The sequence below is a fragment of the Microbacterium sp. 10M-3C3 genome, assembly GCF_003931875.1.
Taxonomy (GTDB): Bacteria; Actinomycetota; Actinomycetes; order Actinomycetales; family Microbacteriaceae; genus Microbacterium.
Window position 1 is genome coordinate 658,447 of record NZ_CP034245.1, and the last position, 26,799, is coordinate 685,245.

26 protein-coding genes are annotated in these 26,799 nt (G+C 72.6%); 9 read left to right on the forward strand and 17 right to left on the reverse strand.

The features are described 5' to 3' along the window. Nucleotides 1-14: 14 nt before the first annotated feature. A complete protein-coding gene (locus EI169_RS03125) occupies nucleotides 15-1,085 on the reverse strand; it encodes a low specificity L-threonine aldolase (protein ID WP_125130920.1) in 1,071 nt (356 codons plus the stop codon). Between the two features lie 99 nt (nucleotides 1,086-1,184). Here EI169_RS03125 and EI169_RS03130 point away from each other — a divergent pair, with 99 nt between their 5' ends. Then, the gene (locus tag EI169_RS03130) at nucleotides 1,185-2,675 is read left to right on the forward strand and encodes an MFS transporter (RefSeq protein ID WP_125130922.1); all 1,491 of its coding nucleotides are present in this window, start codon (nucleotides 1,185-1,187) and stop codon (nucleotides 2,673-2,675) included. 171 nt (nucleotides 2,676-2,846) lie between these two features. Here EI169_RS03130 and EI169_RS03135 read toward each other — a convergent pair whose 3' ends face one another. Together EI169_RS03135 and EI169_RS03140 are read right to left on the reverse strand one after the other, a co-directional pair. Continuing rightward, nucleotides 2,847-3,647: an SDR family NAD(P)-dependent oxidoreductase gene (locus EI169_RS03135; protein WP_125130924.1), complete on the reverse strand. Its 801-nt coding sequence runs from the start codon at nucleotides 3,645-3,647 to the stop codon at nucleotides 2,847-2,849. Then, on the reverse strand, nucleotides 3,644-4,363 hold the full coding sequence (locus EI169_RS03140) for an NRDE family protein (protein WP_125130926.1): 720 nt from the start codon (nucleotides 4,361-4,363) through the stop codon (nucleotides 3,644-3,646). The genes EI169_RS03135 and EI169_RS03140 overlap by 4 nt, the downstream gene beginning before the upstream one ends. Before the next feature lie 57 nt (nucleotides 4,364-4,420). Between EI169_RS03140 and coaBC the strand changes: the two genes are divergently transcribed. Beyond that, nucleotides 4,421-5,638: a bifunctional phosphopantothenoylcysteine decarboxylase/phosphopantothenate--cysteine ligase CoaBC gene (coaBC, locus tag EI169_RS03145; protein WP_125130928.1), complete on the forward strand. Its 1,218-nt coding sequence runs from the start codon at nucleotides 4,421-4,423 to the stop codon at nucleotides 5,636-5,638. Between the two features lie 81 nt (nucleotides 5,639-5,719). Here coaBC and EI169_RS03150 read toward each other — a convergent pair whose 3' ends face one another. After that, nucleotides 5,720-7,123, reverse strand: coding sequence for a DUF6421 family protein (locus EI169_RS03150; RefSeq protein ID WP_125130930.1), 1,404 nt, complete (start codon nucleotides 7,121-7,123; stop codon nucleotides 5,720-5,722). Nucleotides 7,124-7,287: 164 nt separating this feature from the next. Here EI169_RS03150 and EI169_RS03155 point away from each other — a divergent pair, with 164 nt between their 5' ends. Further along, nucleotides 7,288-7,740 carry an Lrp/AsnC family transcriptional regulator gene (locus EI169_RS03155; protein WP_125133294.1) on the forward strand — a complete coding sequence of 151 codons (453 nt, stop codon included), beginning with the start codon at nucleotides 7,288-7,290 and terminating at the stop codon, nucleotides 7,738-7,740. Between the two features lie 48 nt (nucleotides 7,741-7,788). Here the strand turns inward: EI169_RS03155 and EI169_RS03160 are convergent, their stop codons facing one another. The 7 genes from EI169_RS03160 to EI169_RS03190 are packed head-to-tail and all read right to left on the reverse strand — an operon-like array spanning nucleotide 7,789 to nucleotide 14,810. Then, the gene (locus tag EI169_RS03160) at nucleotides 7,789-8,964 is read right to left on the reverse strand and encodes an ABC transporter substrate-binding protein (protein ID WP_125130932.1); all 1,176 of its coding nucleotides are present in this window, start codon (nucleotides 8,962-8,964) and stop codon (nucleotides 7,789-7,791) included. Nucleotides 8,965-8,999: 35 nt separating this feature from the next. Further along, nucleotides 9,000-9,791 (reverse strand): ABC transporter permease subunit, encoded by a 792-nt coding sequence (locus EI169_RS03165; protein ID WP_125130934.1) that lies wholly within the window; start codon nucleotides 9,789-9,791, stop codon nucleotides 9,000-9,002. Further along, nucleotides 9,788-10,585: an ABC transporter ATP-binding protein gene (locus tag EI169_RS03170; protein ID WP_125130936.1), complete on the reverse strand. Its 798-nt coding sequence runs from the start codon at nucleotides 10,583-10,585 to the stop codon at nucleotides 9,788-9,790. The genes EI169_RS03165 and EI169_RS03170 overlap by 4 nt, the downstream gene beginning before the upstream one ends. Next, nucleotides 10,582-11,469: an ABC transporter permease subunit gene (locus EI169_RS03175; protein ID WP_125130938.1), complete on the reverse strand. Its 888-nt coding sequence runs from the start codon at nucleotides 11,467-11,469 to the stop codon at nucleotides 10,582-10,584. The genes EI169_RS03170 and EI169_RS03175 overlap by 4 nt, the downstream gene beginning before the upstream one ends. Beyond that, nucleotides 11,466-12,494, reverse strand: coding sequence for a TIGR03842 family LLM class F420-dependent oxidoreductase (locus EI169_RS03180; RefSeq protein ID WP_125130940.1), 1,029 nt, complete (start codon nucleotides 12,492-12,494; stop codon nucleotides 11,466-11,468). Before EI169_RS03180 ends, EI169_RS03175 begins: the two co-directional genes overlap by 4 nt. Before the next feature lie 32 nt (nucleotides 12,495-12,526). Beyond that, entirely contained in the window at nucleotides 12,527-13,960 is a 1,434-nt protein-coding gene (gene hydA / locus EI169_RS03185; RefSeq protein ID WP_125130942.1) for a dihydropyrimidinase, read from the reverse strand. A gap of 1 nt (nucleotide 13,961) precedes the next feature. Then, a complete protein-coding gene (locus tag EI169_RS03190) occupies nucleotides 13,962-14,810 on the reverse strand; it encodes a nitrilase-related carbon-nitrogen hydrolase (RefSeq protein WP_125130944.1) in 849 nt (282 codons plus the stop codon). A 187-nt stretch (nucleotides 14,811-14,997) separates the two neighbouring features. Between EI169_RS03190 and EI169_RS03195 the strand changes: the two genes are divergently transcribed. From EI169_RS03195 to EI169_RS03215, 5 genes are all read left to right on the forward strand, one after another. Next, a complete protein-coding gene (locus EI169_RS03195) occupies nucleotides 14,998-15,954 on the forward strand; it encodes a diacylglycerol kinase family protein (RefSeq protein WP_125130946.1) in 957 nt (318 codons plus the stop codon). 86 nt (nucleotides 15,955-16,040) lie between these two features. Next, a complete protein-coding gene (locus EI169_RS03200; RefSeq protein WP_125130948.1) occupies nucleotides 16,041-17,255 on the forward strand; it encodes a histidine kinase in 1,215 nt (404 codons plus the stop codon). Next, the gene (locus EI169_RS03205; RefSeq protein WP_125130950.1) at nucleotides 17,252-17,884 is read left to right on the forward strand and encodes a response regulator transcription factor; all 633 of its coding nucleotides are present in this window, start codon (nucleotides 17,252-17,254) and stop codon (nucleotides 17,882-17,884) included. Before EI169_RS03200 ends, EI169_RS03205 begins: the two co-directional genes overlap by 4 nt. 81 nt (nucleotides 17,885-17,965) lie before the next feature. Next, nucleotides 17,966-18,730, forward strand: coding sequence for an ABC transporter ATP-binding protein (locus EI169_RS03210; RefSeq protein ID WP_125130952.1), 765 nt, complete (start codon nucleotides 17,966-17,968; stop codon nucleotides 18,728-18,730). Next, complete coding sequence (locus EI169_RS03215; RefSeq protein ID WP_125130953.1) at nucleotides 18,727-20,187, forward strand: ABC transporter permease; 1,461 nt, start codon at nucleotides 18,727-18,729, stop codon at nucleotides 20,185-20,187. The genes EI169_RS03210 and EI169_RS03215 overlap by 4 nt, the downstream gene beginning before the upstream one ends. Nucleotides 20,188-20,211: 24 nt before the next feature. Here the strand turns inward: EI169_RS03215 and EI169_RS03220 are convergent, their stop codons facing one another. Genes EI169_RS03220 through EI169_RS03230 form a run of 3 tightly spaced genes read right to left on the reverse strand, consistent with a single transcriptional unit; the run spans nucleotide 20,212 to nucleotide 23,703 of the window. Beyond that, nucleotides 20,212-20,724 carry a hypothetical protein gene (locus EI169_RS03220; protein WP_125130955.1) on the reverse strand — a complete coding sequence of 171 codons (513 nt, stop codon included), beginning with the start codon at nucleotides 20,722-20,724 and terminating at the stop codon, nucleotides 20,212-20,214. 55 nt (nucleotides 20,725-20,779) lie between these two features. Continuing rightward, complete coding sequence (locus EI169_RS03225; protein ID WP_125130957.1) at nucleotides 20,780-22,324, reverse strand: CoA-acylating methylmalonate-semialdehyde dehydrogenase; 1,545 nt, start codon at nucleotides 22,322-22,324, stop codon at nucleotides 20,780-20,782. Between the two features lie 44 nt (nucleotides 22,325-22,368). Next, on the reverse strand, nucleotides 22,369-23,703 hold the full coding sequence (locus tag EI169_RS03230) for an aspartate aminotransferase family protein (protein ID WP_125130959.1): 1,335 nt from the start codon (nucleotides 23,701-23,703) through the stop codon (nucleotides 22,369-22,371). 185 nt (nucleotides 23,704-23,888) lie between these two features. On the opposite strand from EI169_RS03230, the gene EI169_RS03235 reads away from it, so the two are divergent. After that, nucleotides 23,889-24,524 (forward strand): 2-phosphosulfolactate phosphatase, encoded by a 636-nt coding sequence (locus tag EI169_RS03235; RefSeq protein ID WP_125130961.1) that lies wholly within the window; start codon nucleotides 23,889-23,891, stop codon nucleotides 24,522-24,524. 136 nt (nucleotides 24,525-24,660) lie between these two features. Here the strand turns inward: EI169_RS03235 and EI169_RS03240 are convergent, their stop codons facing one another. From EI169_RS03240 to EI169_RS03250, 3 genes are all read right to left on the reverse strand, one after another. Further along, nucleotides 24,661-25,149 (reverse strand): SprT-like domain-containing protein, encoded by a 489-nt coding sequence (locus EI169_RS03240; protein WP_125130963.1) that lies wholly within the window; start codon nucleotides 25,147-25,149, stop codon nucleotides 24,661-24,663. A gap of 30 nt (nucleotides 25,150-25,179) precedes the next feature. Next, nucleotides 25,180-25,707: a hypothetical protein gene (locus tag EI169_RS03245; protein ID WP_125130965.1), complete on the reverse strand. Its 528-nt coding sequence runs from the start codon at nucleotides 25,705-25,707 to the stop codon at nucleotides 25,180-25,182. A 119-nt stretch (nucleotides 25,708-25,826) separates the two neighbouring features. Next, on the reverse strand, nucleotides 25,827-26,693 hold the full coding sequence (locus tag EI169_RS03250) for a fused MFS/spermidine synthase (protein WP_125130967.1): 867 nt from the start codon (nucleotides 26,691-26,693) through the stop codon (nucleotides 25,827-25,829). Nucleotides 26,694-26,799 lie beyond the last annotated feature (106 nt).

The window sequence follows — 26,799 nt, forward strand, 5'->3', positions numbered from 1 at the left end:
GGTTCGGCGGGGCGTCAGGCCCCGGTCGTCTCCCGGGCGATCGCAGCGACGAACGCGTCGATGTCGTCCTCGGTCGTGTCGAAGCTGCACATCCACCGCACCTCGCGGCGCGCGGCGTCCCAGTCGTAGAACCGGAAGCTCTCGCGCAGCCGGTCGGCGACGCCCTCGGGAAGCGTCGCGAACACGCCGTTGGCCTGGGTCGGCTGCGTGAAGGCGACGCCGCGGATCGAGCCGTCCGCCAGCCCCGCCTCGATGCCCGCCCGCAGCCGCTGAGCCATCGCGTTCGCGTGCCCCGCATTGCGCAGCCACAGGTCGCCCTCCAGCAGCGCGATCAGCTGCGCCGAGACGAACCGCATCTTGCTCGAGAGCTGCATGTCGAGCTTGCGGAGGTACGTGAGGCCCTCGGATGCCTCGGGGTTCAGCACGACGATGGCCTCGCCGAGCATCGCCCCGTTCTTCGTCCCGCCGAAGCTCAGCACGTCGACGCCGACGTCGCGCGTGAACGCGCGCAGCGGCACGCCCAGCGCCGCGGCCGCGTTGGAGATGCGGGCGCCGTCGAGGTGCAGGCGCATGCCGCGCGCGTGCACGTGGTCGGCGATCGCGCGCAGCTCCTCGATTGAGTACAGCGTGCCGAGCTCGGTCGACTGCGTGATCGAGACGACGAGCGGCTGGGCGCGGTGCTCGTCGCCCCAGCCCCACGCCTCCCGGTCGATGAGCTCGGGGGTCAGCTTGCCGTCGTCGGTCGGCACGTTCAGGATCTTGATCCCGGCGACCCGCTCGGGCGCGCCGCCCTCGTCGACGTTGATGTGCGCGGTGGACGCGGCGATCACCGCGCCCCAGCGCGGCAGCATCGACTGCAGGCCCACGACGTTCGCGCCGGTGCCGTTGAACACGGGAAAGGCCTGCACGCCGTCACCCAGATGGGCGGCGAAGACCTCTTGCAGCCGCTCGGTGTACGCGTCCTCGCCGTACGAGATCTGATGTCCGCCGTTGGCCTCTGCGATCGCGGCGAGCACCTCCGGGTGCACGCCGGAGTAGTTGTCGGAGGCGAAGCCGCGCACGGCCGGGTCATGCAGATAGGTCACGAGATCTCAGCCTACGGCGACGCCCGCGCGCGCAGGTCGCACCGGATGCGACCGCATGGACCGTCGCGCCGTGTCGGAGGCGGTGGCTACCCTGCCCGTATGACCGAGCCCACCACGTCGACCGTCGTCCCGCCCCCGCACGGCGTGCGCACGTTCGCCAACGTGCTCGTGAACACGGCGGTCGCGAATGTGACGACGAGCTTCCTGTGGTTCGCGCTGACGTTCTGGGTGTACCTGGAGACCGAGAGCGTGCTGGCCACCGGCATCATCGGCGGCGCGTACATGCTGCTGCTCGCGCTGTTCGCGATGGTGTTCGGGTCGATCGTCGACCGGCACCGCAAGCACCGCGTGAGGGTGTTCTCGAGCCTCGTGACGCTCGTGGCGTTCAGCGCCGCGGGCGGGCTGTACCTCGCGTCCCCCGAGGCCGCGCTCCTCGACCTCGGCGGTCCGTGGTTCTGGCTGTTTTCCGGGATCATCCTGTTCGGCGCCGTCATCGAGAACATGCGCAACATCGCGCTGTCGACCACCGTCACGCTCCTCGTGCCGGTCGAGAAGCACGCCAACGCCAACGGCTACGTCGGCACCGTGCAGGGCGTCGCCTTCGCCGTGACGAGCGTCTTCTCGGGGCTCGCGATCGGCCTCGGCGGCATGGGGTGGACGCTCGTGCTGGCGATCGGCCTCACGCTCGTCGCGTTCGTGCACCTGCTGACGGTGCGCATCCCGGAGGACAAGCCCGAGCCCGACGGCCCGCGCCAGCCCGCGGTGGATCTGCGCGGCGCCATCACGGCCGTCCGGGCCGCGCCGGGTCTGTTCGCCCTCATCATCTTCTCGACGTTCAACAACCTCATCGGCGGCGTCTACATGGCGCTCATGGACCCGTACGGCCTCGAGCTGTTCGACGTGCGCATCTGGGGCGTCATCCTCGGGGTGACCTCGACGGGCTTCATCATCGGTGGGTTGGCGATCGGCCGGTTCGGCCTCGGTAAGAACCCCATCCGCACCATGCTGTGGATCGTCGTCGGCATGGGCGTGCTCGGCGCCGTGTTCACGATCCGCGAGTGGTGGTGGCTGTACGCGCTCGGCATCTGGGTGTACATGGCGCTCATCCCGGCCGTCGAGGCGGCCGAGCAGACCGTGATCCAGAAGGTCGTCCCCTTCCGCACGCAGGGACGCGTCTTCGGCTTCGCCGCGGCGTTCGAGTCGGCCGCGGCGCCGATCACCGCGTTCCTCATCGCGCCGATCGCGGAGTTCGCGATCATCCCGTACATGAACAGCGACGCCGGGCGCGACGCGTGGGGGTGGCTCCTCGGTGACGGCCAGGCACGCGGCATCGCGATGGTGTTCCTGTTCGCCGGGCTGATCATGGTCGTGCTCGCGCTCCTGGCGTTCGCGACACGCTCGTACCGCATCCTGTCGCGCGAGTACGCGGCCGCTGTCCCGTCCGAGGCGGCTCCGGATGCGGCGGCTCCGGATGCGGCGGCTGTCCCGTCCGAGGCGGCTCCGGATGCGGCGGCTCCGGATGCGGCGCCCTCGGTGCCCGCCGCCCGGGCCGGCGTGCCCTCGATGCCGGACCCCGCCGACCCCCGCTGAGCCGTACGGCCATCCTGACCCGCTCGGGGCGCCGCGGCTTCCGCGCGGCGCGGACCCACGCATGGCCCCGGTTCGGGGCGCACTTCGCGCGTGCGGGGCGCACGTGTCGCGCCCCGACCGTCCGCGTCGCGCCCCGAACGCGGACCCGAAGCTGTGCGACGGACCGCGGGGTTACGGGGCGGCGAGCTCGATGACGGCGTCGTGCCACGAGGCGGCGTCGTCGTCCCACAGCGCGACGAACGCGTCGGCGAGGGCGTCCTCGAGGCCGGCCAGCGCCTTCACCCGGAAGACCACGGCGGCCGCACTCTGCTCGGCGCCGGCGTCGCGCGCCGCCTTCGCGAAGCCCTGCCCGACCGCGCGGGTCCACGCCTCGGCGGCCGCCTTGACGGCGGCGTAGTTGGCGCCCCCCGCCAGCGGCTTCGCGACCGCCGTCGACGACACGATCGCCTCGCGTCCCGCGCTCGAGGCGCGAAGGTCCTCGTCGAACGCCCGCGACACGTGCCGCAGCGCCGTCAGCGACGTCTCCAGCGCGCGGAAGTCGGCGTCGGTCTGGCCCGCCAGTCCGCCGCCGCCGCGCCAGCCGCCGACGAGGTGCAGCACCCCGTCGACCCGGCCGTGCCGGTCGCGGATGCGGCGGGCGAGGTCGCCGACCGCCTCCTCGTCGGTGAGGTCGGCCACTTCGGACGCGACGCCGTCGACCGCGGCGCACAGCGCGTCGAGCTTCGCCGCATCCCGACCGGCCACGACGACGCGCGCGCCGGCGGCGACGAGCGCCCGGGCCGCGGCGCGCCCCGCGTCGCTCGTGCCGCCCGCCAGGAGCACGAGCCGCCCGGCGACGCCTTCCCGCTCGTCCGCGCCCCGCTCGGCCGCGCCGGAACCCGCGCCCCGCTCGTCGTTCGCGGCAGAAGCGCCGCCCCGCTCGTCGGCCGGGCCGGTCGGATCCGCGGCACGCCGCGCGTCGTCGTCGCTCATGCGCTCAGTCTAGGAAGGGGCGGCTGCAGGTCCAGGTCGTTCCACCGGCCCGGACGGTCGAGCGTCCCGGAGACGAGCTCGACGCCGCCCGGGCCCACGGAGGCGGCGCACACGAGCAGCGACAGCGTCGGCACACCGTGGGGCCGGTTGTCGCGCACGATCGCCTCGTCGTCGGTCGGGTCCAGCCGCGCCGTGCCGGCGAGCACGCCGAGCCAGCCGCGCCACCACGGCACGGCGTCGGCCTCGCCGGCGGCGAACTCGCGCAGCCACCGCGCGATCCGCGGCGTCGCGGGGTCGTCCACGTCGTCGTGCGCGACCATGTGCACGCCCGGGGCGAGCGCCACCTCGCGCAGCGCGTCACCGTCCCACGACGTCACGCGGGTGCCGTCCGGGCCGGTCGAGACGAGATTGAAGCCGTTCGTCCGCGGGGCGACCGGCGCGCGGCCCTCCACCGCCTCGAGCACGACCGCCCCGCGCGACGCCGTCGCGCCGGGGACGTCGCGTCGATTCAGGATCACCGCGAGCCGGGCGGTCGCCGCATCCGCCGCCAGCCACGCGCCGCCCGCGCGCACGTCGCGCACCCCGATCACGCCCGGCCGCTGCGGCCACCACTCGCCCGGCGGGTCCCACGCGCGCTGCGGGTCCTCGTCGCGGATGGCCAGCACGCGGGTGGCAAGCGACGGATCCTCCGGCACCCGTACGATCACGGTGCACATCGGCGACCTCCTCGGCGCATCGGGGTCCTCCCTCGGCGCCCGTGGAAAGATGGGCGCGTGTTCATCGTCGTGGGCGTCACCGGGGGCATCGCCGCGTACAAGAGTGTGCACCTCGTCCGGCTGCTCGTGACCGCGGGCCATGACGTGCACGTCATCCCGACCCAGGACGCGCTGCGCTTCGTCGGGCTGACGACGTGGGAGGCGATCAGCCGCCACCCCGTCACGACCAGTGTGCACGACGACGTCGCCGAGGTGCGCCACGTCGCCCTCGGGCGCCGCGCCGAGCTCGTGATCGTCGCGCCGGCGACGGCCAACTCGCTCGCGAAGATGGCGGCCGGCCTCGCCGACGACCTCCTCGGCACGACGCTGCTGGCCACGAGCGCGCCGGTGGTGGTCGCGCCGGCGATGCACAGCGAGATGTGGGCGCACCCCGCGACGCAGGCGAACATCGCGACGCTGCGCGACCGCGGCGTGCACATCGTGGGTCCGGCCGACGGCCCGCTCACCGGTGGCGACAGCGGCCCCGGCCGCATGGCCGAGCCCGAACACATCGTGGCCGCGGCGCTCGCGGTCGTCCCCGAGCGCGACGACCTCACGGGGCTGCGCGTCGCGGTGTCGACGGGCGGCACGCGCGAGCCGATCGACCCGGTGCGCTTCCTCGGCAACCGCTCGAGCGGCCGGCAGGGCGCCGCCGTGGCCCTCGCCGCCGCCGACCGCGGCGCCGCGGTGACCCTCGTCGCGGCCCACGTGGACGACCGTGTGCTCGACGCCGCGTCGCGGCACCCGCGGGTCGACATCGTCCGCGTGTCGGATGTGGCGCAGCTGCAGCGGGCGATGGCGGATGCGGCGGCCGAGGCCGACGTCGTGATCATGGCCGCCGCCGTCTCCGACTTCCGTGTCGGCACCGTGAGCGACGAGAAGCTGCACAAGGCCGACCGCGACGGCCTCGTGCTCGAGCTCGTCGAGACGCCCGACATCGTGGCCGGGCTCGCCGCGGCCCGTCGCCCCGGGCAGACGATCGTGGCGTTCGCGGCCGAGACGGCGGACACCGACGAGGCCCTGCGCCGGCGCGCGCTCGACAAGCGCGCGCGCAAGGGCGTCGACCTGCTCGTGGCCAACCGCGTCGGCTGGCACGAGGGTTTCGGCGCCGCCGACAACGCGGTGCTCGTCGTCTCCGCCCGTGGCGTCATCGCCGAGGCATCCGGCGCCAAGCGCGAGGTCGCCGACGCGATCCTCGACGCCATGCTGGCCGCGCAGGCAGACGCCGAGCGTTGAGTGTCCACGACACGCCCTGCGTCCCCCACGGGCGCGGCGTGTCCCTGCCCTTCCGCAGGCGCGGGGGACACTCGACGGGGCTCAGTCGGTGCCGCGGATGCCCTCCGTCGACGCGATGACGGGGCGCATCTTCTTCTCGAGCGCCTCGAAGAACATCGACAGCGGGAACTCGTCGTCCAGGACCGCGTCGGTGTAGCCCTTCGGGGCCCCGGCGAGGATCTCATCCGGGAGACCGCGGTTCCACTGCGAGGCCGGATGCGGCGTCACGACGCCACGGACGAGGTCGTAGGCCGCGAGCCAGTGCGCGGTCTTCGGGCGGTCGATCGAGCGCCAGTACAGCTCGTCGATCGCGTCGGCGAGCGCGACGACGGCCGCCGGCACCTCGTCCCAGTCGAACGCGAGCGCGGTGTCGGTCCAGTGCAGCACGCCGCGCTGGTGCAGCCACGCGAACAGCAGCTGCCCGCCGAGGCCGTCGTAGTTGCGCACGCGGGAGCCGGTGATCGCGAAGCGGAAGATGCGGTCGAAGATCACGGCGTACTGCACGAGCTTCGCATGCTCGAGCATCGCCGCCTCCGCCGCATCCCGGTCGTCGCGGGCCGACAGGCGCTGCTGGATCGCGACGCACTCGCGGAACGCGGTCAGGTCGCAGCGCAGCTCCTCGAGGGAGTAGAGGAAGAACGGCATGCGCTGCTTGATCATGAACGGATCGAACGGCAGGTCGCCGCGCATGTGCGTGCGGTCGTGGATGAGGTCCCACATGACGAACGTCCGCTCGGTGAGCGCCTGGTCGTCGAGCATGCGGGCGGCCTCGGCGGGCAGGTCGAGCTTCGTGATCTCGGAGGCAGCGCGCACGACGCGGCGGTACCGGGCGGCCTCGCGGTCCTGGAAGATCGCGCCCCACGTGAAGGGGGGGATCTCGCGCATCGCGACGGTCTCGGGGAACAGGACGGCCGAGTTGGTGTCGTACCCCGGCGTGAAGTCGACCAGGCGCAGCGAGACGAACAGCCGGTTGGTGTACTCGGTCTCCAGGCGGGCGATGAACTCGGGCCAGATCGTCTCGACCAGGAGCGCCTCGACGTGCCGGTCGGGCGAGCCGTTCTGCGTGTACATCGGGAAGACGACGAGGTGGCGGATGCCGTCGATCCGCTGCTGCTGCGGCTGGAAGGCCACGAGCGAGTCGAGGAAGTCGGGCACCCCGAAGCCCTCCGAACGCCACCGCTCGAAGTCGGACACCGACGCGGTGAGGTACGCGGCGTCGTGGGGGAACAGGGGGGCGAGCGCGGTGATCGCGGCGACGATGTCCGCCACGAGCGCGGCGGCTGCGTCGTGCGCCGCGGCATCCGGAACCGAGCCGTCCTTCGCCTGTAGGGACTGCAGCGCGATGGTCGCGCGCTTGAGCTGCACCCACGCCGGGGAGCGCTCGGCGGATGCGGCGTCGCAGCCCGCGAGCAGGTCGCTGTCGAGGGCGGGGGTCGTGAGCGTCATGTCGCCTCCGTTCGTGCTCGCGGGTGTGCGCGTGCGGGAAAATCTACGGTGTGAGCGCCATGCTAACGGAAAACTTACGGTCTTTGCTACGCAGCGGACGGCCGGATCGAGACCCAGCTGCTAGCGTCGGCCGCATGTCCGATGCCGTCGACCGCCCCGCGCGCCTGGACGACGCCATCGACACGGCGATCGTCCGCGAGATCTCGCTCGATGCCCGCGCGACGCTCGCGCACGTGTCGGAGAAGGTGGGTCTGTCGGTGTCGGCCGTGCAGTCGCGACTGCGGCGGCTCGAGGCGCGCGGCGTCATCCGTGGCTACCGGCCCGTACTCGACGCCGAGGCGCTCGGCAAACCGCTGTCGGCGTTCGTGGAGATCACTCCGCTCGATCCCGCGCAGCCCGACAACGCGCCCGAGCTGCTCGCGCACCTGACCGCGATCGAGGCGTGCCATTCGATCGCCGGCGACGCCGCCTACATGCTGTTCGTGCGGGTGCCGACGCCACGCCACCTCGAAGAGCTCATCCGCGACATCCGCGCGGCCGCACAGGTGAACACCCGCACGACGATCGTGCTGCAGACCTTCTTCGAGCACCGCCCGATCGAGCCCGCCGACAGCTGACGCCCCCGGCTCCGCGGATGCGGGGAACCGGGGGCGTCGTGGCTGGTCCTACTTCCCGCCCTCCGTCAGGGTGACCTCGATCGGCGTATACGTGCCCGACACCTCGACGCCGTCCTCCTCCAGGGCGGCGAGGGCCTCCTCGATGTAGTCGTTCGAGTAGGCCGACTCGGCGGGCTCCTGCGTGATGAGCTCGAGACCGTCCTGGTTCTTCGCCTTCAAGGCGCCGGCGACGGTCTGGTCCCACGCATCCGCATCGACGACGCCGAAATCGCCGCCGGTCCAGATGAGCTTGTTGACCTCGTTCATCTGCCACAGCTGGTGCACCGGGCCGACCGGGAAGGCGGCCTCGGCGTTGATCGCGGCGTCATACGTGATCGACGCGGCCTCCTCCGGGTTGTCGCGCGCGAACACCCAGCCCTTGACGACGGCCTTGAGGAACCGGACGGCCGCATCGGCGTAGGCGGGGTCGTTCTCGAGCCGCTCGGTGTCGGCCCACAGCGCGTCCTGCAGCATCGCGCCGGAGGTGTCGGCGTACGAGATGACGTTGAAGTCGTCGGGCTGGTACAGCTGTCCGGTCTCCGGGTCGACCGTCTCCAGCAGCTGCGCCCACTCGTTGTAGGTCATCGCCTGTGCGGCATCGACGTCGCCGTCCAGCAGGGCGTTCATCGAGAAGTCCTGCGTCGTGATCGACACCGTGGAGGAGTCCAGGCCCTCGTCGGCCATCGCGGCGAAGATCTCCCACTCGTTGCCGAACCCCCACGACCCGATGCGCTTGCCCTCGAAGTCGGCGACCGACTCGATGCCCGAATCGGCCCATGCGACCTGCAGGGTTCCCGAGTCCTGGAACACCTGTGCGATGTCGGTGAGCTCCGCGCCGGTCGCCTCGAGGGTGCCGAGCACCTTCGGCACCCATGCGACCGCGAAGTCGACGTCGCCGCCGACCAGCGCGTCCTGCGGGATGATGTCGCCGCCGGAGGGCACGATCTCGACGTCGTCGAAGCCCTCCTCCTTGAAGTACCCCTGGTCGAGGGCGACGTAGTAGCCGGCGAACTGCGCCTGCGGGAGCCACTGCAGCTGCAGCCGGATGCTCGTGAGGGGATCGAAGTCGTCCGAGTCGCCGCCCGAGTCGGACGAGGAGCCCGACCCGGCGCACGCGGCGAGGGCGAGCGCGGTGGCGCTCACGAGGGACGCGGCGACGAGGCCGCGACGGATGCTGTGTCTCATGCTGTTCCTTTCGGGTGGTGCGTGGGTGGTGCAGGTCAGATCGGCGTGCGCCGCGTGGCGAGACGCTCGAGCAGGGAGGTGGCGAAGAAGAAGGCGAGGCCGATCACGATGCCGCCGCCCACGAACGCCCACGCGAGCGCGGCGCGGCCCGACTTCGCGTAGGTCGCGATCGCCGTGCCCACGCCGTCGGCCGGACCGCCGAAGTACTCGGCGACGAGAGCGGAGATGACCGCGAGCGATGCGGCGATCCGGATGCCGGTCAGGAGGTAGGGCAGGGCGGTCGGAAGGGTGAGGATGCGGAAGGTCTGCACGCGGCCGGCGGCGGTGGCCCGCAGCAGGTCGCGCTGCACCGGCCGGGTCTGGCGCAGGCCCCGCAGCACGTTCACGAACACCGGGACGAAGGCGGCGATGGCGGCGACCGCCTGCCGGCCGAACTGGCTCGACGCCCCGAACATCGTGTTGAGGATCGGCGTCAGGGCGACGATCGGGATGACCGCGAGCGCGGCGACGAGCGGAGCGAGCATGCCGTCGATCGGGCGCGCCGCGGCGGCGAGCGCGGCGGCGAGCACGGCGAGGACGGTGCCCGCCACGAGCCCCGCGAGCGCGTTGCCGCCCGTGATCGCCATGTCGGGGGCGATGATTCCCCAGCGCTTCACGAACTCCTCGGCGATCGCGAAGGGACTCGGCAGCATCCGCGGGGCGGCCTCGAGCACGTCGACGACGAGGATCCACGCGAGCAGGCCGACGAGGCCGACCGCCACGGGGGCTGCGACCCGCACCCATCCCGGCAGGGCGCGGCGTCCGGCGGCGCCCGTCACGGCGCTCATCGCTCGTTCGCCCTCTCCACCGGCGTGCCGTGCAGGGCTTCGCGCACCGCCGTGACGAGCGCGAAGTAGGCCGGTGACTCCCGCAGCGCCTCGTCGCGGGCGAGCCCGGTGCGGGTGTCGATGACCTCGGTGATGCGCCCGGGGCGCGGGCTCATGACGACCACGCGGTCGGAGAGGAAGACCGCCTCGGGGATCGAGTGGGTGACGAAGACGACGGCCGCCCCGCTCTCGGTCGCGATGCGCGAGAGCTCGGTCTGCAGTCGCTCGCGCGTCATCTCATCCAGGGCGCCGAACGGCTCGTCCATCAGGAGCAGCCGCGGGCGCGCGGCCAGGGCGCGCGCGATCGCGACGCGCTGCTGCATCCCGCCGGAGAGCTGGTCGGGGTAGCGGGAGACGAAGTCGGACAGACCGACGAGTTCGGCGAGCTCGGCGACCCGCGCCGTGCGCTCGGCCCGGCCGACCCGGTGCACTTCGAGCGGCAGCGCGATGTTGTCGGCGACGGTGCGCCACGGCAGGAGCCCGGCCTGCTGGAACGCCATGCCGTAGTCCTGATCGATGCGGGCGGTGCGCGCGGCCTTTCCGAAGATCCGTACCGTGCCGGACGTCGCGACGTCGAGGTCGGCGATCAGACGCAGCAGCGTCGACTTTCCGCATCCGGACGGCCCGATGAGCGACACGAACTCGCCCGCCGCGACCTGCAGATCGACGTCGCTCAGCGCGACGACGTCGCCCTCGCGCGTGGCGAACACCTTGCCGGCCGCGTGCGCCTCGACGGCGGGCGTCTGATCGGTCATGCGGTCTCCTCGCCTCGGCGGTAGTTCTTCAGTCCGACCCCCACGAGCGCGACCGTTCCGGCGGCGACGAGCCCGAGTGCGATCGTCCCGAAGGTGGGTCCCCACGGCGCGGCCGGGTCGGACGAGGCCTGACCGGCGAGCTGGATGAGCATGCGGCCGATGCCCCCCCGCATCCCGATGGACACCTCGGCCACGACCGCTCCGACGACGGCGGCCGCGGCGGCGAGCCGCAGCGCGGGCAAGAGGTACGGAACGGCCGCAGGCAGACGCACGCGCAGCAGCGTCGCCCCGTAGCCGGCGGCATACGTGCGCATGAGGTCGAGGTGGGCGCGCTCGGGCGCCTGGAGTCCGCGCAGCATCCCGATCGCGACGGGGAAGAACGACAGGTACGACGCGATCACGGCCACCGACAGCCACTGCGCCCACGGCACCCCGTCGCGCTCCAGCTGCTTGCCGAGGGCGTCGACGACCGGAGCGAACGCGATGAGGGGCACGGTCTGGCTGACGACGATCCAGGGCATCAGCCCCCACTCCGCCAGGCGCCAGCGCTGCATCACCAGGCCGAGGACCGCTCCCACCGCGACCCCGATCAGCCAGCCCACAGCGGCGATCCCGAGGGTGAGCGCCCCGGCCTGGACGACGGCCACCCACAGCGGCGGGGTGCTCCCGCCGCTCGTCGACGCGAACAGGCGCGCCACCATCTCCCACGTGTGCGGCATCGCGCGGTCCCCCGTGCGCGGGAGGATCATGACGCCGGATCCCGTGGTGCCGTCGCCGCCGACGCTGACGCCTTCCGCCGGCCCGACCGCCTTGTAGAGCTCCCACGCCGCCACGACCGCGAGCACGCCGACGACCCCCCAGGCCGCAGCGCGCCGGCGAGTCATGCCTTCGCCGTGACGTGGTCGCGGAGGGCCGGGATGACGCGCTCGCCGTAGACGCGGAGCGTCTCCTCCTTGTTGTCGTGCTGCAGGTACCCCGCGAACTGCGTCACGCCGAGCGCCCGGAGCCGCTCGAGCTTCGCGATGTGCTCGTCGGCGGTGCCGAGGATGCAGAAGCGCTCGACGATCTCGTCGGGAACGAAGTCGACGTGGTCGTTCTCGGTCCTGCCGTGCGTGTTGTAGTCGTATCCGGTGCGGCCGGCGATGTAGTCGGTGAGGGCGGCGGGCACCCCGGTCCGTGAACCTGTCGACGGGCCGTACTTGGCGACGATGTCGGCGACGTGGTTGCCCACCATGCCGCCGAACCAGCGGCACTGCTCGATCATGTGAGCACGGTCGGTGCCGATGTACATCGGGGCGGCGACGCAGAACGCGATGGTGTCGGGATCGCGCCCCGCTTCGGCGGCGGCCGCGCGGACCGTGCCGATCATCCATTCGGCGATGTCGAGATCGGCGAGCTGCAGGATGAATCCGTCGGCGACCTGTCCCGTCAGCGCGAGTGCCATGGGGCCGTACGCGGCCACCCACACGTCCAGCTGCGACCCCGTGCTCCACGGGAACCGCAGCGTCGCCCCCTTGTAGTCCACGGCGCGGGAGTTCGCGAGCTCGCGGATGACGTGGATCGACTCGCGCAGCTCGGCCATCGACGCCGGGCGACCGTTCGTGACCCGCACGGCGGAGTCGCCGCGGCCGATGCCGCAGATCGTGCGGTTGCCGTACATCTCGTTGAGCGTCGCGAACACGCTCGCCGTGACGGTCCAGTCGCGCGTGGCCGGATTGGTCACGAACGGTCCGACGGTCACGCGGCGCGTGGCCGCGAGGATCGCGGAGTAGATGACGTAGGGCTCTTCCCACAGCAGGTGCGAGTCGAACGTCCACACGTGGCTGAACCCGTGTGCCTCCGCCAGCTGTGCGAGCTGGATGACCCGCGAGGCGGGCGGATTGGTCTGCAGGACGACGCCGAAATCCATGGTCTTCTCCGGTTCCCGAGCTGGTCGAAGGGTCAGATCAGGTACTGGCTCAGGCCGCGGCGCAGGTATCGGCCGTCACCGGCGGCGCCGAGGTAGGCGCCGTCGTCGACGATGACCTTGCCGCGGGAGACGACGGTGTCGACGTGCCCGTCGACCTCGAACCCCTCCCACGCGGAGTAGTCCATGTTCATGTGGTGCGTGTCGACCGAGATCGTGGTGTGCCCGTTCGGGTCGTACACGACGACGTCGGCGTCGGCGCCCGGCTGGATGACGCCCTTCCGGCCGTACAGGCCGAACATGCGCGCGGGGGTCGTGCTCGTGATCTCCACCCACCGCTCGAGGGTCAGCTGTCCCGTGACGACGCCCTGGTAGAGCAGGTCCATCCGGTGCTCGACCGAGCCGATGCCGTTCGGGATGGCCCGGAAGTCGTCGCGGCCGAGCTCCTTCTGGCCCTTCATGCAGAACGGGCAGTGATCGGTGGAGACCATCTGGAGATCGTTGGTGCGCAGCGCCTGCCACATGTGGTGCTGGTGCCCTTCGGCGCGCGAGCGCAGCGGCGTCGAGCACACCCACTTGGCACCCTCGAACGCCCCCCATTCCTCGCTGAAGGCGCCGAGCTGGTCTTCGAGCGACTGGTACAGGTACTGCGGGCACGTCTCGCCGAAGACGTTCCACCCCTGGTCGCGCGCCCACGCGAGCTGGTCGACCGCCTGCTTGGCCGACACGTGCACGACGTACAGCGGCGCGCCGGTGAGGTTCGCGAGCATGATCGCGCGGTGCGTGGCCTCCTCCTCCATCTGCCACGCCCGCGCCATGCCGTGGTAGTACGGCGCGATCTTGCCGGCCTCGGCCAGCTGCGCGGCGAGCACGTCGATCGCGGGCCCGTTCTCGGCGTGCATCATCGTGAGCAGTCCGGTCTCGGCGGATTTCTGCATGGCCCGCAGGATCTGGCCGTCGTCGGAGTAGAACACCCCCGGGTACGCCATGAAGAGCTTGAACGAGGTGACGCCCTCGTCCACGAGGGTGTCCATCGCCCGCAGCGACGCGTCGTCCACACCGCCGATGATCTGGTGGAAGCCGTAGTCGATCGCGCACGTGCCGGCGGCCTTCTCGTGCCACGCGGCCAGTCCGTCCTCCACGCGTTCGCCCGTCCGCTGCACGGCGAAATCGATGATCGAGGTGGTGCCGCCCCACGCCGCCGCGCGCGTGCCGGTCTCGAACGTGTCGGATGCGCTCGTGCCGCCGAACGGCAGCTCCATGTGGGTGTGCGCGTCGATGCCGCCCGGGATGACGTACTTTCCGGTCGCGTCGATGACCGTGTCGACGTTCGCGGCGACATCGAATCCCAGAAGGGTCGAGCCGGGTGCGAGCACGGCCGCGATCGTCTCGCCGTCGATCAGGACGTCAGCTTTGGTGCGGCCCGTCGCCGAGACCACGGTCCCGCCGCGGATGAGGGTCTTCGCCATGTCACGGCCTCGCGATCTTCTCGTAGCTGTCGGGGCGCCGGTCGCGGTAGAACTGCCAGTCGTCTCGCATCTGCCGCACCATGTCGAGGTCGAGATCGCGCACCAGGATCTCCTCGTGCTCGCCCGACCCGCGCTCGCCGACGAAGTTGCCGCGGGGGTCGATCACCTGGCTCGTGCCGTAGAAGTCGACGGCCAGGTCGCCGTACTCGTTGTCCTCGCGCCCGACGCGATTGGGCTGGAGCACGAAGTAGCCGTTCGCGACGGCCGCCGCCGGTCCCTCCACCTCCCACAGGCGGTTGGACAGTCCGGGCTTGGTGGCGTTGGGGTTGAAGACCATGTGCGCGTCGTTCAAGCCCAGTTCGCGCCAGCCCTCCGGGAAGTGGCGGTCGTAGCAGATGTACATGCCGATGCGCCCGACGGCGGTGTCGAACACGGGGTAGCCGAGGTTGCCCGGCCGGAAGTAGAACTTCTCCCAGAAGCGGTCGAGGTGCGGCAGGTGGTGCTTGCGGTACTTGCCGAGGATCGTGCCGTCGGCGTCGACGAGCACGGCGGTGTTGTAATACACCCCGGTCTCAGCCTCCTCGTAGATCGGCAGGACCATGACGGTGCCGAGCTCGCGCGCGACGGCGGCGAAGCGCTGGACGATCGGCCCGTCGGCGGGCTCGGCGAGGCGGTAGTACTTCTGGTCTTGCGTGATGCCGAAGTACGGACCGTAGAAGAGCTCCTGGAAGCAGATCACCTGAGCGCCCTGCGCGGCGGCGTCGCGGGCGAACCCTTCGTGCTTGTCGAGCATCGAGGCGGTGTCGCCGGTCCACGTGGTCTGGGTGATGGCTGCGCGTACGGTGGTCATGCGGTGCCTTCCGTGTCGTCTCGGCGCGTCCCCCGTCGGATGTGCCGCGGCCCCTTCGTCGATCCTGTGATCGTGGTCGGTCGACGTTTCGCCGTCGTTTCCGCCCGTGTCGGGGTCGTAAAAGCATGCTCTCGGGGGGTCGGCTGGGCAATGCCGGCGTGGCGAGGATGCGGGGTAGGGTTCGGGGATGACGCCCGGAACCGAGCTGCCCGACGTCGGCGCGGACGGCGAGGGCGTCACGATCCTCGTGAACCCGGGCTCGGGCACCGCGGTGGTGCGCTCCGATCCGCTGCCGACGGTCCGTCGCCGACTCCCCGCCGCGCGGATCGTCGAGCTCGACGACGGCCAGCGCCTCGACGACGCGGTCGCGGACGCGTTCGCCTCGTCGCATCCGCCGCGCGTCCTCGGCATCCTCGGCGGTGACGGCTCGGTGTCGCGGGCCGCGCATCTCGCCCGCGCGCACGAGGTGCCGCTGCTCGCACTCGCGGGCGGAACGTTCAACCACTTCGCACGCGCGGCGGGGATCGGCGCGGTCGACGACGCGCTCGCCGCGTTCGCGGCGGGATCGCTCCGCTCGATCGCGGTCGCGGAGGTCGCCGTCGACGGCGGTGATCCCGTCACCGTGCTCAACGCGGTCTCGCTCGGGGCGTACCCCCAGTTCCTCGCCGAGCGCACCCGCCGCGGGAGCCTCGGCAAGTGGCTCGGCGGCGTCGTCGCGACCTGGCAGGAGCTGCGCAGTGCCCGACCGATCGACATCGCGCGCGACGGCCGGCGCGCACGGGTGTGGTCGGTGTTCGTGAGCGTCGGACGCAACGACCCCGACCGCCACGCGATGATGCAGCGCGCGGGCCTGGACGACGCCGTGCTCGACGTGCGCATCCACCACGCCCGCGGCTCCCGGCTGCGCGCGATGGCGTCGCTCGCGTTCGGACGCCGCACGCTCGCGGTGCTCCGCGCGCTGCGCGTCCTGCCGCCCGCGTCGGAGTTCGAGCGCGCGGTCGAGACCCGGTGGGAGGTGCGCGTCGGGCCGGATGCCGCACCCGACGTCTTCGTACACGACGGCGAGCTCGAAGAGGTCTCGCGCGATGGGTTCACGCTCGCGGTGCGCGCCGTTGCCGACGGGCTGCGCGTCTACGCACCCTGACGACCGGCGGCCTGACGACCGTCGGCCGATCAAGGTACATCTTCCGGCGGATGCTGCGCGGGTGAGCGCCGCGTAGCCTCGGAGGGATGTTCCGAGCCCTGCGTCCGTTCCAGATCGTCACCGATCTGGTGCTGGCAGGACTCTTCGCCCTCGTCGTGCTGCCGATCGAGTACAGCACCGGCGGGTTCACCGCGACGGCCGCCGTCGGTGCGCTCGCCGGCGCGATCGTGCTCACCGCCGCCCTCGCGGTGCGGCGCTGGTCGCCGGGCCTCGCGCTCGCGCTGGCGTGGCTGGCCGCGATCGTGCAGATGGCGACCCAGAATCAGCCGCGCGTGAGCGATGTCGCGATCTTCGCGGTGCTGTACGTCACCGCCGCGTACGGCTCGCGGTGGGTCTACTGGCTGGGGCTGGCGTCGGCGATCGTGGGCGCGGTGGTGGTCACCGTCTACATCTTCCTGGGGTTCACCGACGTCTCCTGGGCGAGCCTGCCTCTCGCCTTCGCGGTGCTCGTGGCGGCGACCTTCGCACTCGGCCTGTCGTGGGTGACCGGTGCCCTCGTGCGTGCGGCGGTGCGGGGTGCGCAGGCCCGCCGCGAGCGCGCCGTGGCGGAGGCCGAGGCGGCGATCGAGCAGGAGCGCGTGCGCATCGCGCGCGACATGCACGACGTCGTGGCCCACTCGCTGGCGGTCGTCATCGCACAGGCCGACGGCGCGCGCTACGCCGCCGCATCCGACCCGGATGCCGCGGCGGAGGCGCTCGCGACGATCTCGACCACCGCGCGGGCCGCCCTCGGCGACGTGCGCCTCCTGCTGACGCAGCTGCGCCACAGCGAGGGAGCCGGGCCGCAGCCGCAGCTGGCCGATGTCGAGGGGCTGTATGCGCAGGTGCGCGCGGCGGGCGTGGGTCTGCACGTCGAGGTCGATCCGATGCCGCGCGCCGAGCCGTCGGCGGCGGTGCAGCTCGCCGTGTACCGCATCCTCCAGGAGGCGCTGACGAACGCGCTGCGCCATGGGACCGTGCGCGAGGACGCCGGCGGCGTCGCGGTGCGGCTGGCGTGGCACGAGGATCGCGTCGAGCTGGATGTCTCGAATCCGTTCTCTCCGGCCTCCGCGCCGGCCGCGCCCGCGCCCGGACACGGGCTGATCGGCATGCGCGAGCGCGCGCAGCTGGCCGGCGGAACGCTGTGGGCCGGCCCCGAGGGGACGACCTGGCACGTGCGCTCGACACTCCCGCTCGCGACGACGCCCGAATTCGCAGGTCCGGGGGCTTCTCGCGACCGGACGGGGGAGGAGCGCGCATGATCCGGGTCGTGCTCGTGGACGATCAGGCGCTGTTCCGCGCCGGCATCCGCATGGTGATCGACTCGCAGCCCGACCTCGAGGTCGTAGGCGAGGCCGCCGACGGCGCCGAGGCCCTCGCGGTGTGCGTGACCACACGCCCCGACGTCGTGCTCATGGACATCCGCATGCCCGGCATGGACGGGCTGACGGCGACCGCCGAGCTGCTCGCGCGGCCCGACCCGCCGCACATCGTGATGCTCACGACGTTCGACCTCGACGAGGCGGCGGCGCGCGCCATCCGCCAGGGCGCGAGCGGGTTCCTCCTCAAAGACGCCGACCCCGAGTTCCTGCTCGCGGCGATCCGTACCGTGCACGCGGGCTCGGCCGTCATCGCGGCGAGCGCGACCCGCGAGCTGTTCGCCGCGGGCGCCGAGCGCCGCCCGGCCCCCGCGTCGTGGCGCACGCTCACCGACCGCGAGCGGGAGGTGTTCGCCCTGGCCGCGAAGGGGCTCAGCAACGCCGAGATCGCCGCGTCGGAGTTCCTCTCCGAGGCGACCGTGAAGACCCACATCAGCCGCATCCTCGCGAAGCTGGGCCTGCGCGACCGCGTGCAGCTCGTCGTGTTCGCCTACGACCACGGGTTGGTCTGACCCGGCGTCATCCTCGCGGCGGATGCAGGTGCATCCCGCGGCCGACGCGGCAAGACCGGCGCTCTTCCTAGCGTCGAGGGCATGGAGATCACATCGACCGACCTGGGCCTGGCCGCCCGGGTGCAGCAGCTCACGAAGACCTACGGCGCGGGCGATTCCGCCGTGCGCGCGCTCGACGGCGTCAGCGTCGGCATCCGTCGCGCGCAGTTCACCGCGATCATGGGACCGTCGGGTTCGGGGAAGTCGACCCTCATGCACGTGATGGCGGGGCTCGACGCGCCGACGACCGGTCGCGCATGGATCGGCGACACCGAGATCACGGGCCTTGGTGACCTCGACCTGACGATCCTGCGGCGGCGCCGGGTCGGTTTCGTGTTCCAGTCGTTCAACCTCGTCCCCACCCTCGACGTGATGGCCAACATCCTGCTGCCCTTCGACCTCGACGGCCGGCGTCCCTCGGCCCTCGAGCGGGCTCGGATCGACGGGCTCGTCGAGACCCTCGGGCTGCAGGCGCGGCTGCGTCACCGGCCGCACGAGCTCTCGGGCGGACAGCAGCAGCGTGTCGCGATCGCCCGCGCCCTCGCGACGGCGCCCGACCTGGTGTTCGCCGACGAGCCCACCGGCAACCTCGACTCGCGGTCGGGGCGCGACGTGCTGCGGCTCCTCGCGGAGGCCAGCGCGCAGCACGGGCAGTCGATCGCGATGGTCACGCACGACCCGGTCGCGGCCTCCTACGCCGATCGGGTGCTCTTCCTCGGCGACGGCCGGGTGGTCGCCGACAAGCCGCGGCAGACGCCCGAGCAGATCTCGGCGCACATGCTCGAGGCCGAGGCGGTGGCCCGATGACCGCCGTCGCCGCCGACACGCGGAGGCCGCGGCTCTCCGCACCCGCGCGCCTGTCGTGGCTTCACGATCGGGGGATGGGGGCGAGCGTCCTCGTCGCCGGGCTGTCGTCCGCGTTCGGCGTGGTGCTGCTTGCCGCGACCGGCTTCATCGGCGCGGTCCTGCGGGCCGATCCGTACATCGGCCAGAGCGAGACCCTGGCGTTCGTCGTCGGGTTCCTCTCGGTCATCCTCATCGGCGTCGCGGTGTACGTCGCCGCGATCGTCACGGCGAACACGTTCGCGACGGTCGTCGCCGGCCGCACGCGCCGCATCGCGCTGCTCCGCCTCATCGGCGCGTCGGCCCGTTCGCAGCGCGCCGAGATCGCGCGGCAGGGTCTCGTGGTCGGCGCGCTGGGAGCTGCGGCGGGCATGGTCGCGGGCGTCGCGCTCAGCGCGGCCGGGGCATCCGTCGGGCTCGGCCTGCTGGGGCTGCGCGGCGTCGAATACGCACCGGTGCAGCCGGCGCTGCTGGCCCCGGTCGTCATCGTGGCGCTCACGACGTGGGCGGCGGCGTGGGCGGGCTCGCGACGCGTGCTGGCGGTCACACCGCTGCAGGCCCTCGGTGGATCGGTGGAGCAGACGCACGAGACGCTGCGCGCGCGCACTGGGCGCAACCTCGCTGCCGTCGTGCTGTTCGCGATCGGCGCGGCGCTGCTCGCGCTCGGGATCCTCGCGGGCCTCGTCACCCCGCTCGGGGTGGCCGTGTCGTTCGTGGGCGGGTTGCTCTCGTTCACGGGCCTCGTGCTCGGGTCGACGCTCGTCATGCCGCCCGCGCTCCGTGTCGTCGGGCGACTGTTCGGTCGCTCGGCGCCGGCGCGGCTGGCGGCGGAGAACGCGCTGCGCTACCCCGAGCGCTCGAGCCGCATGTCGATCGGCGTCGTGATCGGCGTGACGCTCGTGATGATGTTCGCGACCGCCCTCGAGACGGTGAAGGCGGTCGCCGCGGCGTCGGCGGGTGGCGAGCTCGACCCGCAGTTCGGGGCCGTGATCGACTCGTTCTCGGCGATCATGATGGCGCTCGTCGCGGTCAGCGCGGTCATCGCGGCGGTCGGGCTCGTGAACCTGCTCACCCTCGGTGTGGTGCAGCGGCGGCGCGAACTGGGCCTGCTGCGCGCCCTCGGCGTCTCCAACGCGCAGGTGCGCCGCATGGTGCTCATCGAGGCGGCGCACGTCACGATCACGGCGCTCGCCGTCGGGCTCGTGCTCGGGATCGCGTACGGCTGGGCGGGCGCGCAGTCGGTGCTCGGCTCGGTGCGGGTGCCCCCGGCATGGGAGTCGCCCACCTTCGTGCTGCCCGCCGTGCCGCTCGTGCCGCTGCTCGTCGTCGTGGGGGCGACCGCGGCGCTCACGCTCGTGGCCGCGGTCGTGCCGACGCGGCTGGCCACGCGTGTCGCTCCTGTCGCCGCGCTCGCCGAATAGCCGGGGCACCCCGGCTTCTCGGCCTCAGGCGGGCTCGGAGTCGGTGGGCGGCTCGGGGTCGTGCGCCCAGGACGGCGCGAGCGCGCGGATGCGGGCGGCCCGCCACTGCCACGCGGTCCACAGCACGGGCCACAGCGCCGGAGCGGCCGCGCCGCCGATCACGAGCCGGTCGCGCCACAGCGTCTTGCCGGGCTCGCCCGGAGCGGCCGACACGGCCATCTGGTGATCCCACACGTCGAGCGCGGCGAGGGGTCCCGTCAGCGGGATGCCGCTGTCGCGGAAGATGCGCACCGGCCCGTTCGCGTCTTCGGTCTCGCGCTCGCTCACCGAGATGAGCTGGCGACCCGTGGGTACGAGCCCTCCCACCGACAGCTGCACCGGCAGGTCGGTCCCGGGGGCGAAGGTCGGCGGCGCGTCCACGAGCGGGTCCATCCCGAGCAGCGGCCCGTACAGCTCGGCGACGGCCGTGGGGGAGTGCAGGGCGCGCCACGCCGCATCCGGGTCGCAGTCGATGATGAGCTTCAGCAGGATCCGCATCGCCCCATCCTCGCCGGTCTCGCTCCGGATGCGGCGGGGTTGCGCCCCGCCCCCGTCACGTGTGCCGCGGGAAGCCGAGGTCGACGCCGCCGTGCTCGGCGGGGTCGAGCCACCGGCTCGTGACGGCCTTCTCCTGCGTGAAGAAGTCGAATCCGTGGGTGCCGTACGCCTTCGCGTCGCCGAACAGGCTCGCCTTCCAACCGCCGAACGAGTGGTAGGCGACGGGCACGGGGATCGGCACGTTGACGCCGATCATCCCCACCTGCACCTCGTTCTGGAACCGGCGGGCGGCGCCGCCGTCGTTCGTGAAGATCGCGGTGCCGTTGCCGAACTGGCCGGAGTTGATGAGCGCGAGGCCCTCGTCGTAGCCCGACACCCGCACGACCGACAGCACCGGGCCGAAGATCTCCTCGCGGTAGGCCGCCGATGACGTCGGCACGCGGTCCAGGAGCGTGGGCCCGAGCCAGAAGCCCTCGGGCTCGCCGTCGACCTCGATGCCGCGCCCGTCGACGACCACGTCGGCGCCGTCGGATGCGGCGATGTCGATGTAGCCGGCGACCTTGTCGCGGTGCACGTCGGTGACGAGCGGGCCCATGTCGGTGCCGCGGCGGCCGTCGCCCACGCGCAGGCGCAGCATCCGCTCGCGCACCTTCGCGATGAGCGCGTCGGCGACCGAGTCGACCGCGAGCACGACCGAGATCGCCATGCAGCGCTCGCCGGCCGAGCCGAAGCCCGCGTTGACGGCGGAGTCGGCGACGAGGTCGAGGTCGGCGTCGGGGAGCACGAGCATGTGGTTCTTCGCACCGCCCAGGGCCTGCACGCGCTTGCCGTTGCGCGTGCCCGTCTCGTACACGTACCGGGCGATGGGTGTCGAGCCCACGAACGAGATCGCGCGCACGTCGGGGTGCTCCAGCAGCCCGTCGACGGCCACCTTGTCGCCGTGGAGCACGGTGAAAACGCCGTCGGGAAGACCCGCCTCCTGCAGGCGCGCGGCCATCCAGTTCGCCGCCGACGGATCCTTCTCGCTGGGCTTGAGCACGACCGCGTTGCCGGCGGCCAGCGCGATCGAGAAGAACCACAGCGGCACCATCGCCGGGAAGTTGAACGGGCTGATGATGCCGACGACGCCGAGTGGCTGACGGAGCGAATACACGTCGATGCCCGTCGAGACGTTCTCCGAGTAGGCGCCCTTGGTCAGCTGCCCCACCGCGCACGCGAACTCGACCACCTCGAGCCCGCGCGCGATCTCGCCGTGCGCGTCGGCGAGCACCTTGCCGTGCTCCGAGGTCAGGATCGCCGCGAGCTCGTCCTTGCGGGCGTTGAGGATCTCGCGGAAGGCGAAGAGCACCTGCTGCCGGCGCGCGATGCTCGCGGTGCGCCACACCGCCGCGCCGCGCACGGCCGAGGCGACGGCGGTGTCGACGTCGGCGGCGGAGGCGAAGCGCACGTGACGCTGCACGCGCCCCACGGCGGGGTCGAAGACCGGGCCTGTGCGTTCGGTGGTGCCGGCCCACGGGCCGCCGTCGACCCAGTGCTCGACGACGGATGCGGCGGTGTCGGCGCCGGCGGGCGGCGCGTCGACGATCGTGGTCTCACTCATGGTGTTCCCTTCTGGATGTCGCAGGTGGCGAGCGGTGGCCCGCGTCAGCGGGACGCGGTGAACGCGGCGAAGACGTCGTCGTAGATCTCGCCGGCGCGGGCGACCTCCTCGACGGTGACGACGCACGGCGGGACGACGTGGATGCGGTTCTCCGCGACGAACGGGAGCAGGCCGCGTTCGACGAGGCCCTTCTTCAGGGCGGCGACGTCGGCGGCCGGGAGCGGCGCGCGCGTGTCGCGGTCGGCGACGAGCTCGAGCGCCCAGAAGACGCCCTCGCCGCGCACCTCCCCGATGATCTCGTGGCGTCCGGCGAGGTCGTGGAGCATCGGGCCGAGCGCGCTCAGCCCGATCTCGGCGGCGTGCTCGACGATCGCCTCCGACTCCATCGCGTCGATCGTCGCGATGATGGATGCGGCGGCCAGCGGGTGCCCGGAGTAGGTCAGGCCGCCCGGGAAGACGCGGTCGTCGAAGCCGCGGGCGATGTCGTCGGAGATGATGACCCCGCCCACGGGGACGTAGCCGGAGTTGACGCCCTTCGCGAACGTGATGAGGTCGGGGCGCACGCCATGGCCGTCGAACGCGAACCAGCGGCCGGTGCGGCCGAAGCCGGCCATCACCTCGTCGAGGATCAGCAGGATCCCGTAGCGGTCGGCGATCTCCCGGACGCCCGCGAGGTAGCCCGGGGGTGGCACGAGGATGCCGGCCGTGCCCGGCACAGACTCCAGCAGGATCGCGGCGATCGTGCCCGGGCCCTCGGCCTGCACGACCCGCTCGAGGTGGTGCAGCGCCCGCGCGCACTCCTCCTCGGGCGTGGTCGCCCAGAACTCGGTGCGGTACAGGTACGGGCCGAAGAAGTGCACGTGACCGCGCGCGTACTGGTTCGGCATCCGCCGCCAGTCGCCCGTCGCCACGATCGCCGCACCCGTGTTGCCGTGGTACGACCGATAGGTCGACAGGATCGTGTCGCGCCCGGTGTGCAGGCGCGCGAGGCGGACGGCGTTCTCGATCGCGTCGGCGCCGCCGTTGGTGAAGAACACCTTCGAGAAGCCGGCGGGGGCGTGCGCGACGATCCGCGACGCCGCTTCGGCGCGCGTCAGGTTCGCCGTCGCCGGCCCGATCGTGGCCAGCACGTCGGCCTGCGCGTGTATGGCGGCGATGACCGCGGGATGCTGGTGGCCGATGTTCACGTTGACCATCTGGCTGGAGAAGTCGAGCCAGCGGTTGCCGTCGTGGTCCCACACGACGGTGCCCGATCCGCCCGCGATGGGCAGCAGATCCAAGCCCTCCTGCGCCGACCACGAATGGAACACGTGGCGGCGGTCGAGTTCTCTCGCGCGCGCGTTCGTGCCGGTCGCGGTGTCGGGGTGGGACGTGGTCATGCGGGCTCCGTTTCACCAGGACGTCGTCGTCGGCGGACGCCCCGGCCGTCCGGGGATCCTGGTTCGAGTATGCGCCGTCCGGCGCTCGCTGCCGAGTCCCGGCGTCTGCCGTGGTGTGTTGCGGGGTGTTTCCCGGGCCGTCCGCGCACCCGGGCGGGGCGGCGCGCCGCCGGTACGCTCGACGGATGCCCGACGGATCGCCCTTCTCCCAGTCCGCGTATCAGGTGCGCCTCGAGTGGGGCGCCGAGGGGCTCGCGCGCCTCGCGCCGGCCGACATCGTGGCGGTCGTCGACGTGCTGCGGTTCTCCTCGACGGCGATCGCCGCGCTCGAGGAGGGCCGCCCGGTCGCCCTCGACGACACGGCGCGAGCGGCGTCGATCAACGGCGCCGAGGTCGCCGCATCCGTCGCGCACGGCGAGGTGGTGCTCGGCGGTCTCCGCAACGCCGCCGCCGTCGCCCGGCACGTGCTCGCGCGGCAGGCCGAGCGCGGCGAGCGTACGAGTGTGGCGATCGTCGCGGCGGGGGAGCGGGTCTCCCGCGACACGCCCACCGTGCGCTTCGCCGTCGAGGACCAGCTCGGCGCGGGTGCGATCATCGCCGCGCTGGGAGATCTCGGCATCGATCACTGCTCGCCCGAGGCGGCCGTCGCGGGTGAGGGCTTCCGCGCGCTGCGCGGCGCGACACGGCACCTGCTGACCGCGAGCGGATCGGGCCGCGAGCTCGAGGCCGCGGGCCGGCGCGACGCGGTGCTCGCGGCCGCGGCCGTCGACGCCGCATCCGTGGTCCCCGTCCTGCGCGACGGCGTCTTCGTCGCGGCGTAGACCCGTCCGCCTCCGCCGAGTCGCCATCCTCCCGCCCCGACACCACCGCAGCCGTGCGGCGGATGGGTGACCCGACGGCGCGATGGTGACTCGGCGGCGGATGCGGCGCGCTCGACGCCGCACGGCGGACGGCCGGTCAGCGGGGGGTCTGCGCGGCGAGCCGGGTCGCGGGCGTGATCTCGCGGCGGGTCCACGTGATCGCGTGCCGCGGGTCGAAGTGCGGCGCGCACTTCGCGCACGACGTCGGACGCGTCGCCCGCCGGTGCCGGTACGCGACGTGCCCCGCGGGGCACACGCCCACCCACGGGGCGAGCTCGGTCGCCGTCTCACCGGCGTGGGTCGTGCCGCCGACGTAGCCGAGGTCGCGCGCGACGCGCTTCCACGCCGGGCCGTGACCGGCCGCCGGGCCGGCGAGGGCGTGCGCGACCTCGTGGAGCAGCGTCTGGTGGTTCGTGTCGTCGTCGTAGCGCGCCGCGAGGTACCGGGAGACGCTGATGCGCTTGCGTGTGTAGTCGCACAGCCCGGCGCGCCGCTTGGCGTTGTCGAAGCCGAACGACCACGACGCGTCGAGGTGCGACGTGATGAGCGCCTCCGCCCACACGCGCACGCGCTGCAGTTCCGACATGCAGGAGACCGTAGTGCGGGGTGCCGACAGTCAGCTCGCGACGGTCGCGCGCGAGCGCCGGCGGTCGGCGGCGTCGATCGCCAGCAGCGTCGACTCGAGCTGATCGTCGGGGGCGCCGGACTCCTGGCGCAGGAACAGGGCCCGCTTGAAGTCGCGCCGCGCGTCGTCGAAGTCGCCCGCGTCGTACGCGACCTTGCCGCGGTGCTGGTACGCGAAGGCCGCGATGCCCGCCCACCCGTTGCCGTCGGCCTCCTCGGCGCACGTCGTGAGCTCCTGCGTCGCGGCGGCGTACGCGCCGCGGGCCTGCAGGATCGTCGCGTGGAGGATGCGCGCGCGCAGCAGGTCCTTGCGGGTGCCGGCCATGCGCGCGACGCGCACCGACTGCTCCGACACGGTGAGGGCCTCGTCGGCGCGGCCGAGGACCTTCAGCAGCCACACGCGCTCGAGGAGGGCCGGGAGGCTCCGCTGCACGCCGATCTCCGCGAGCCGCTCCTCGCACTCGCGCAGATCCACGATCTCGCGCAGGGTGTCGGGATCGTACCCGCGGATGTAGCTCACCGTTGTCTCCCCTCTGCGACGCTTCCGCTCGTGCGCCCCGCAGCGTCCGACGGGGGCTCCTCCAGTCTGCAATCCCCGTCGCCGGACCTCCGGCACGGCACGCCGGGGACCGTGCGGCGTCACCGATCGAACAGGCTCGCGGTGGGCTTGGGGGAGGGTGTCGCATCCGCATCCGTGGCGGGCAGCGCACCGCGCACGAACTCGTCGATCTCCGCCCCCTGCGCGACCTTCGCCGGGTGGGGGCCGGCGGCCATGAGCCGCGGCAGCCACTCCGTCGGCAGCGGAGCGGCGGATGCGGCGATGACGAGGTTCCCGAACCGGCGGCCCTTGAGCACCTGCACCTCGGCGAGCACGATCACGTGCTCGAGCACGGCGCGGACGGTCGCGACCTGCCGCCGCGCGAACGCGAGCCCGGCGCCGTCGGCGACGTTCACCAGGAGCACGCCGTCGGGCGCGAGGAGACGCGCCGCCTCCCGGTAGAACTCCACGGTCGTCACGTGCGCCGGGGTCTGCGCGCCGGCGTAGACGTCGCTCACGAGCACGTCGACGGACCCCTCGAGCGCGTGCGGCAGGCGGCCGAGCACCGCGCGGGCGTCGCCGATGCGCGTGCGGATCGCAGCGCCGCGCGGCAGCGGGAACTGCCCGCGCACGAGGTCGACGAGCGCCTGCTCGAGCTCGATCACCTGCTGGCGGGAGCCCGGCCGCGTCGCCTCGATGTACCGCGGGATCGTGAGGGCGCCCGCGCCGAGGTGCACGGCGGTCAGCGGCTGTCCGGGCATCCGCAGCCGGTCGATGACCGCGCCCATGCGTGCGACGTACTCGAAGTGCAGGTGCGTCGGGTCTTCGGGGTCGACGTGCGATTGCGGCGTGCCGTCGACCACGAGCTCGTACCCGGTCGTGTACGGCGACGGCACGAGGCGTGCGAAGGAGCCGTCCGACAGGCGGGCCGAGGCGATCTCGGCGGGTTCGACGCGCGCTCGGGCCATGCGCTCCACGCTAGTGCGCCGGATGCGGCGGTCGGCCGCGGGCGAAACACGATCGATACACAGGTGCAACCGAGGGCCCGTGCGCGACCGTATACGGTCGGAGGAT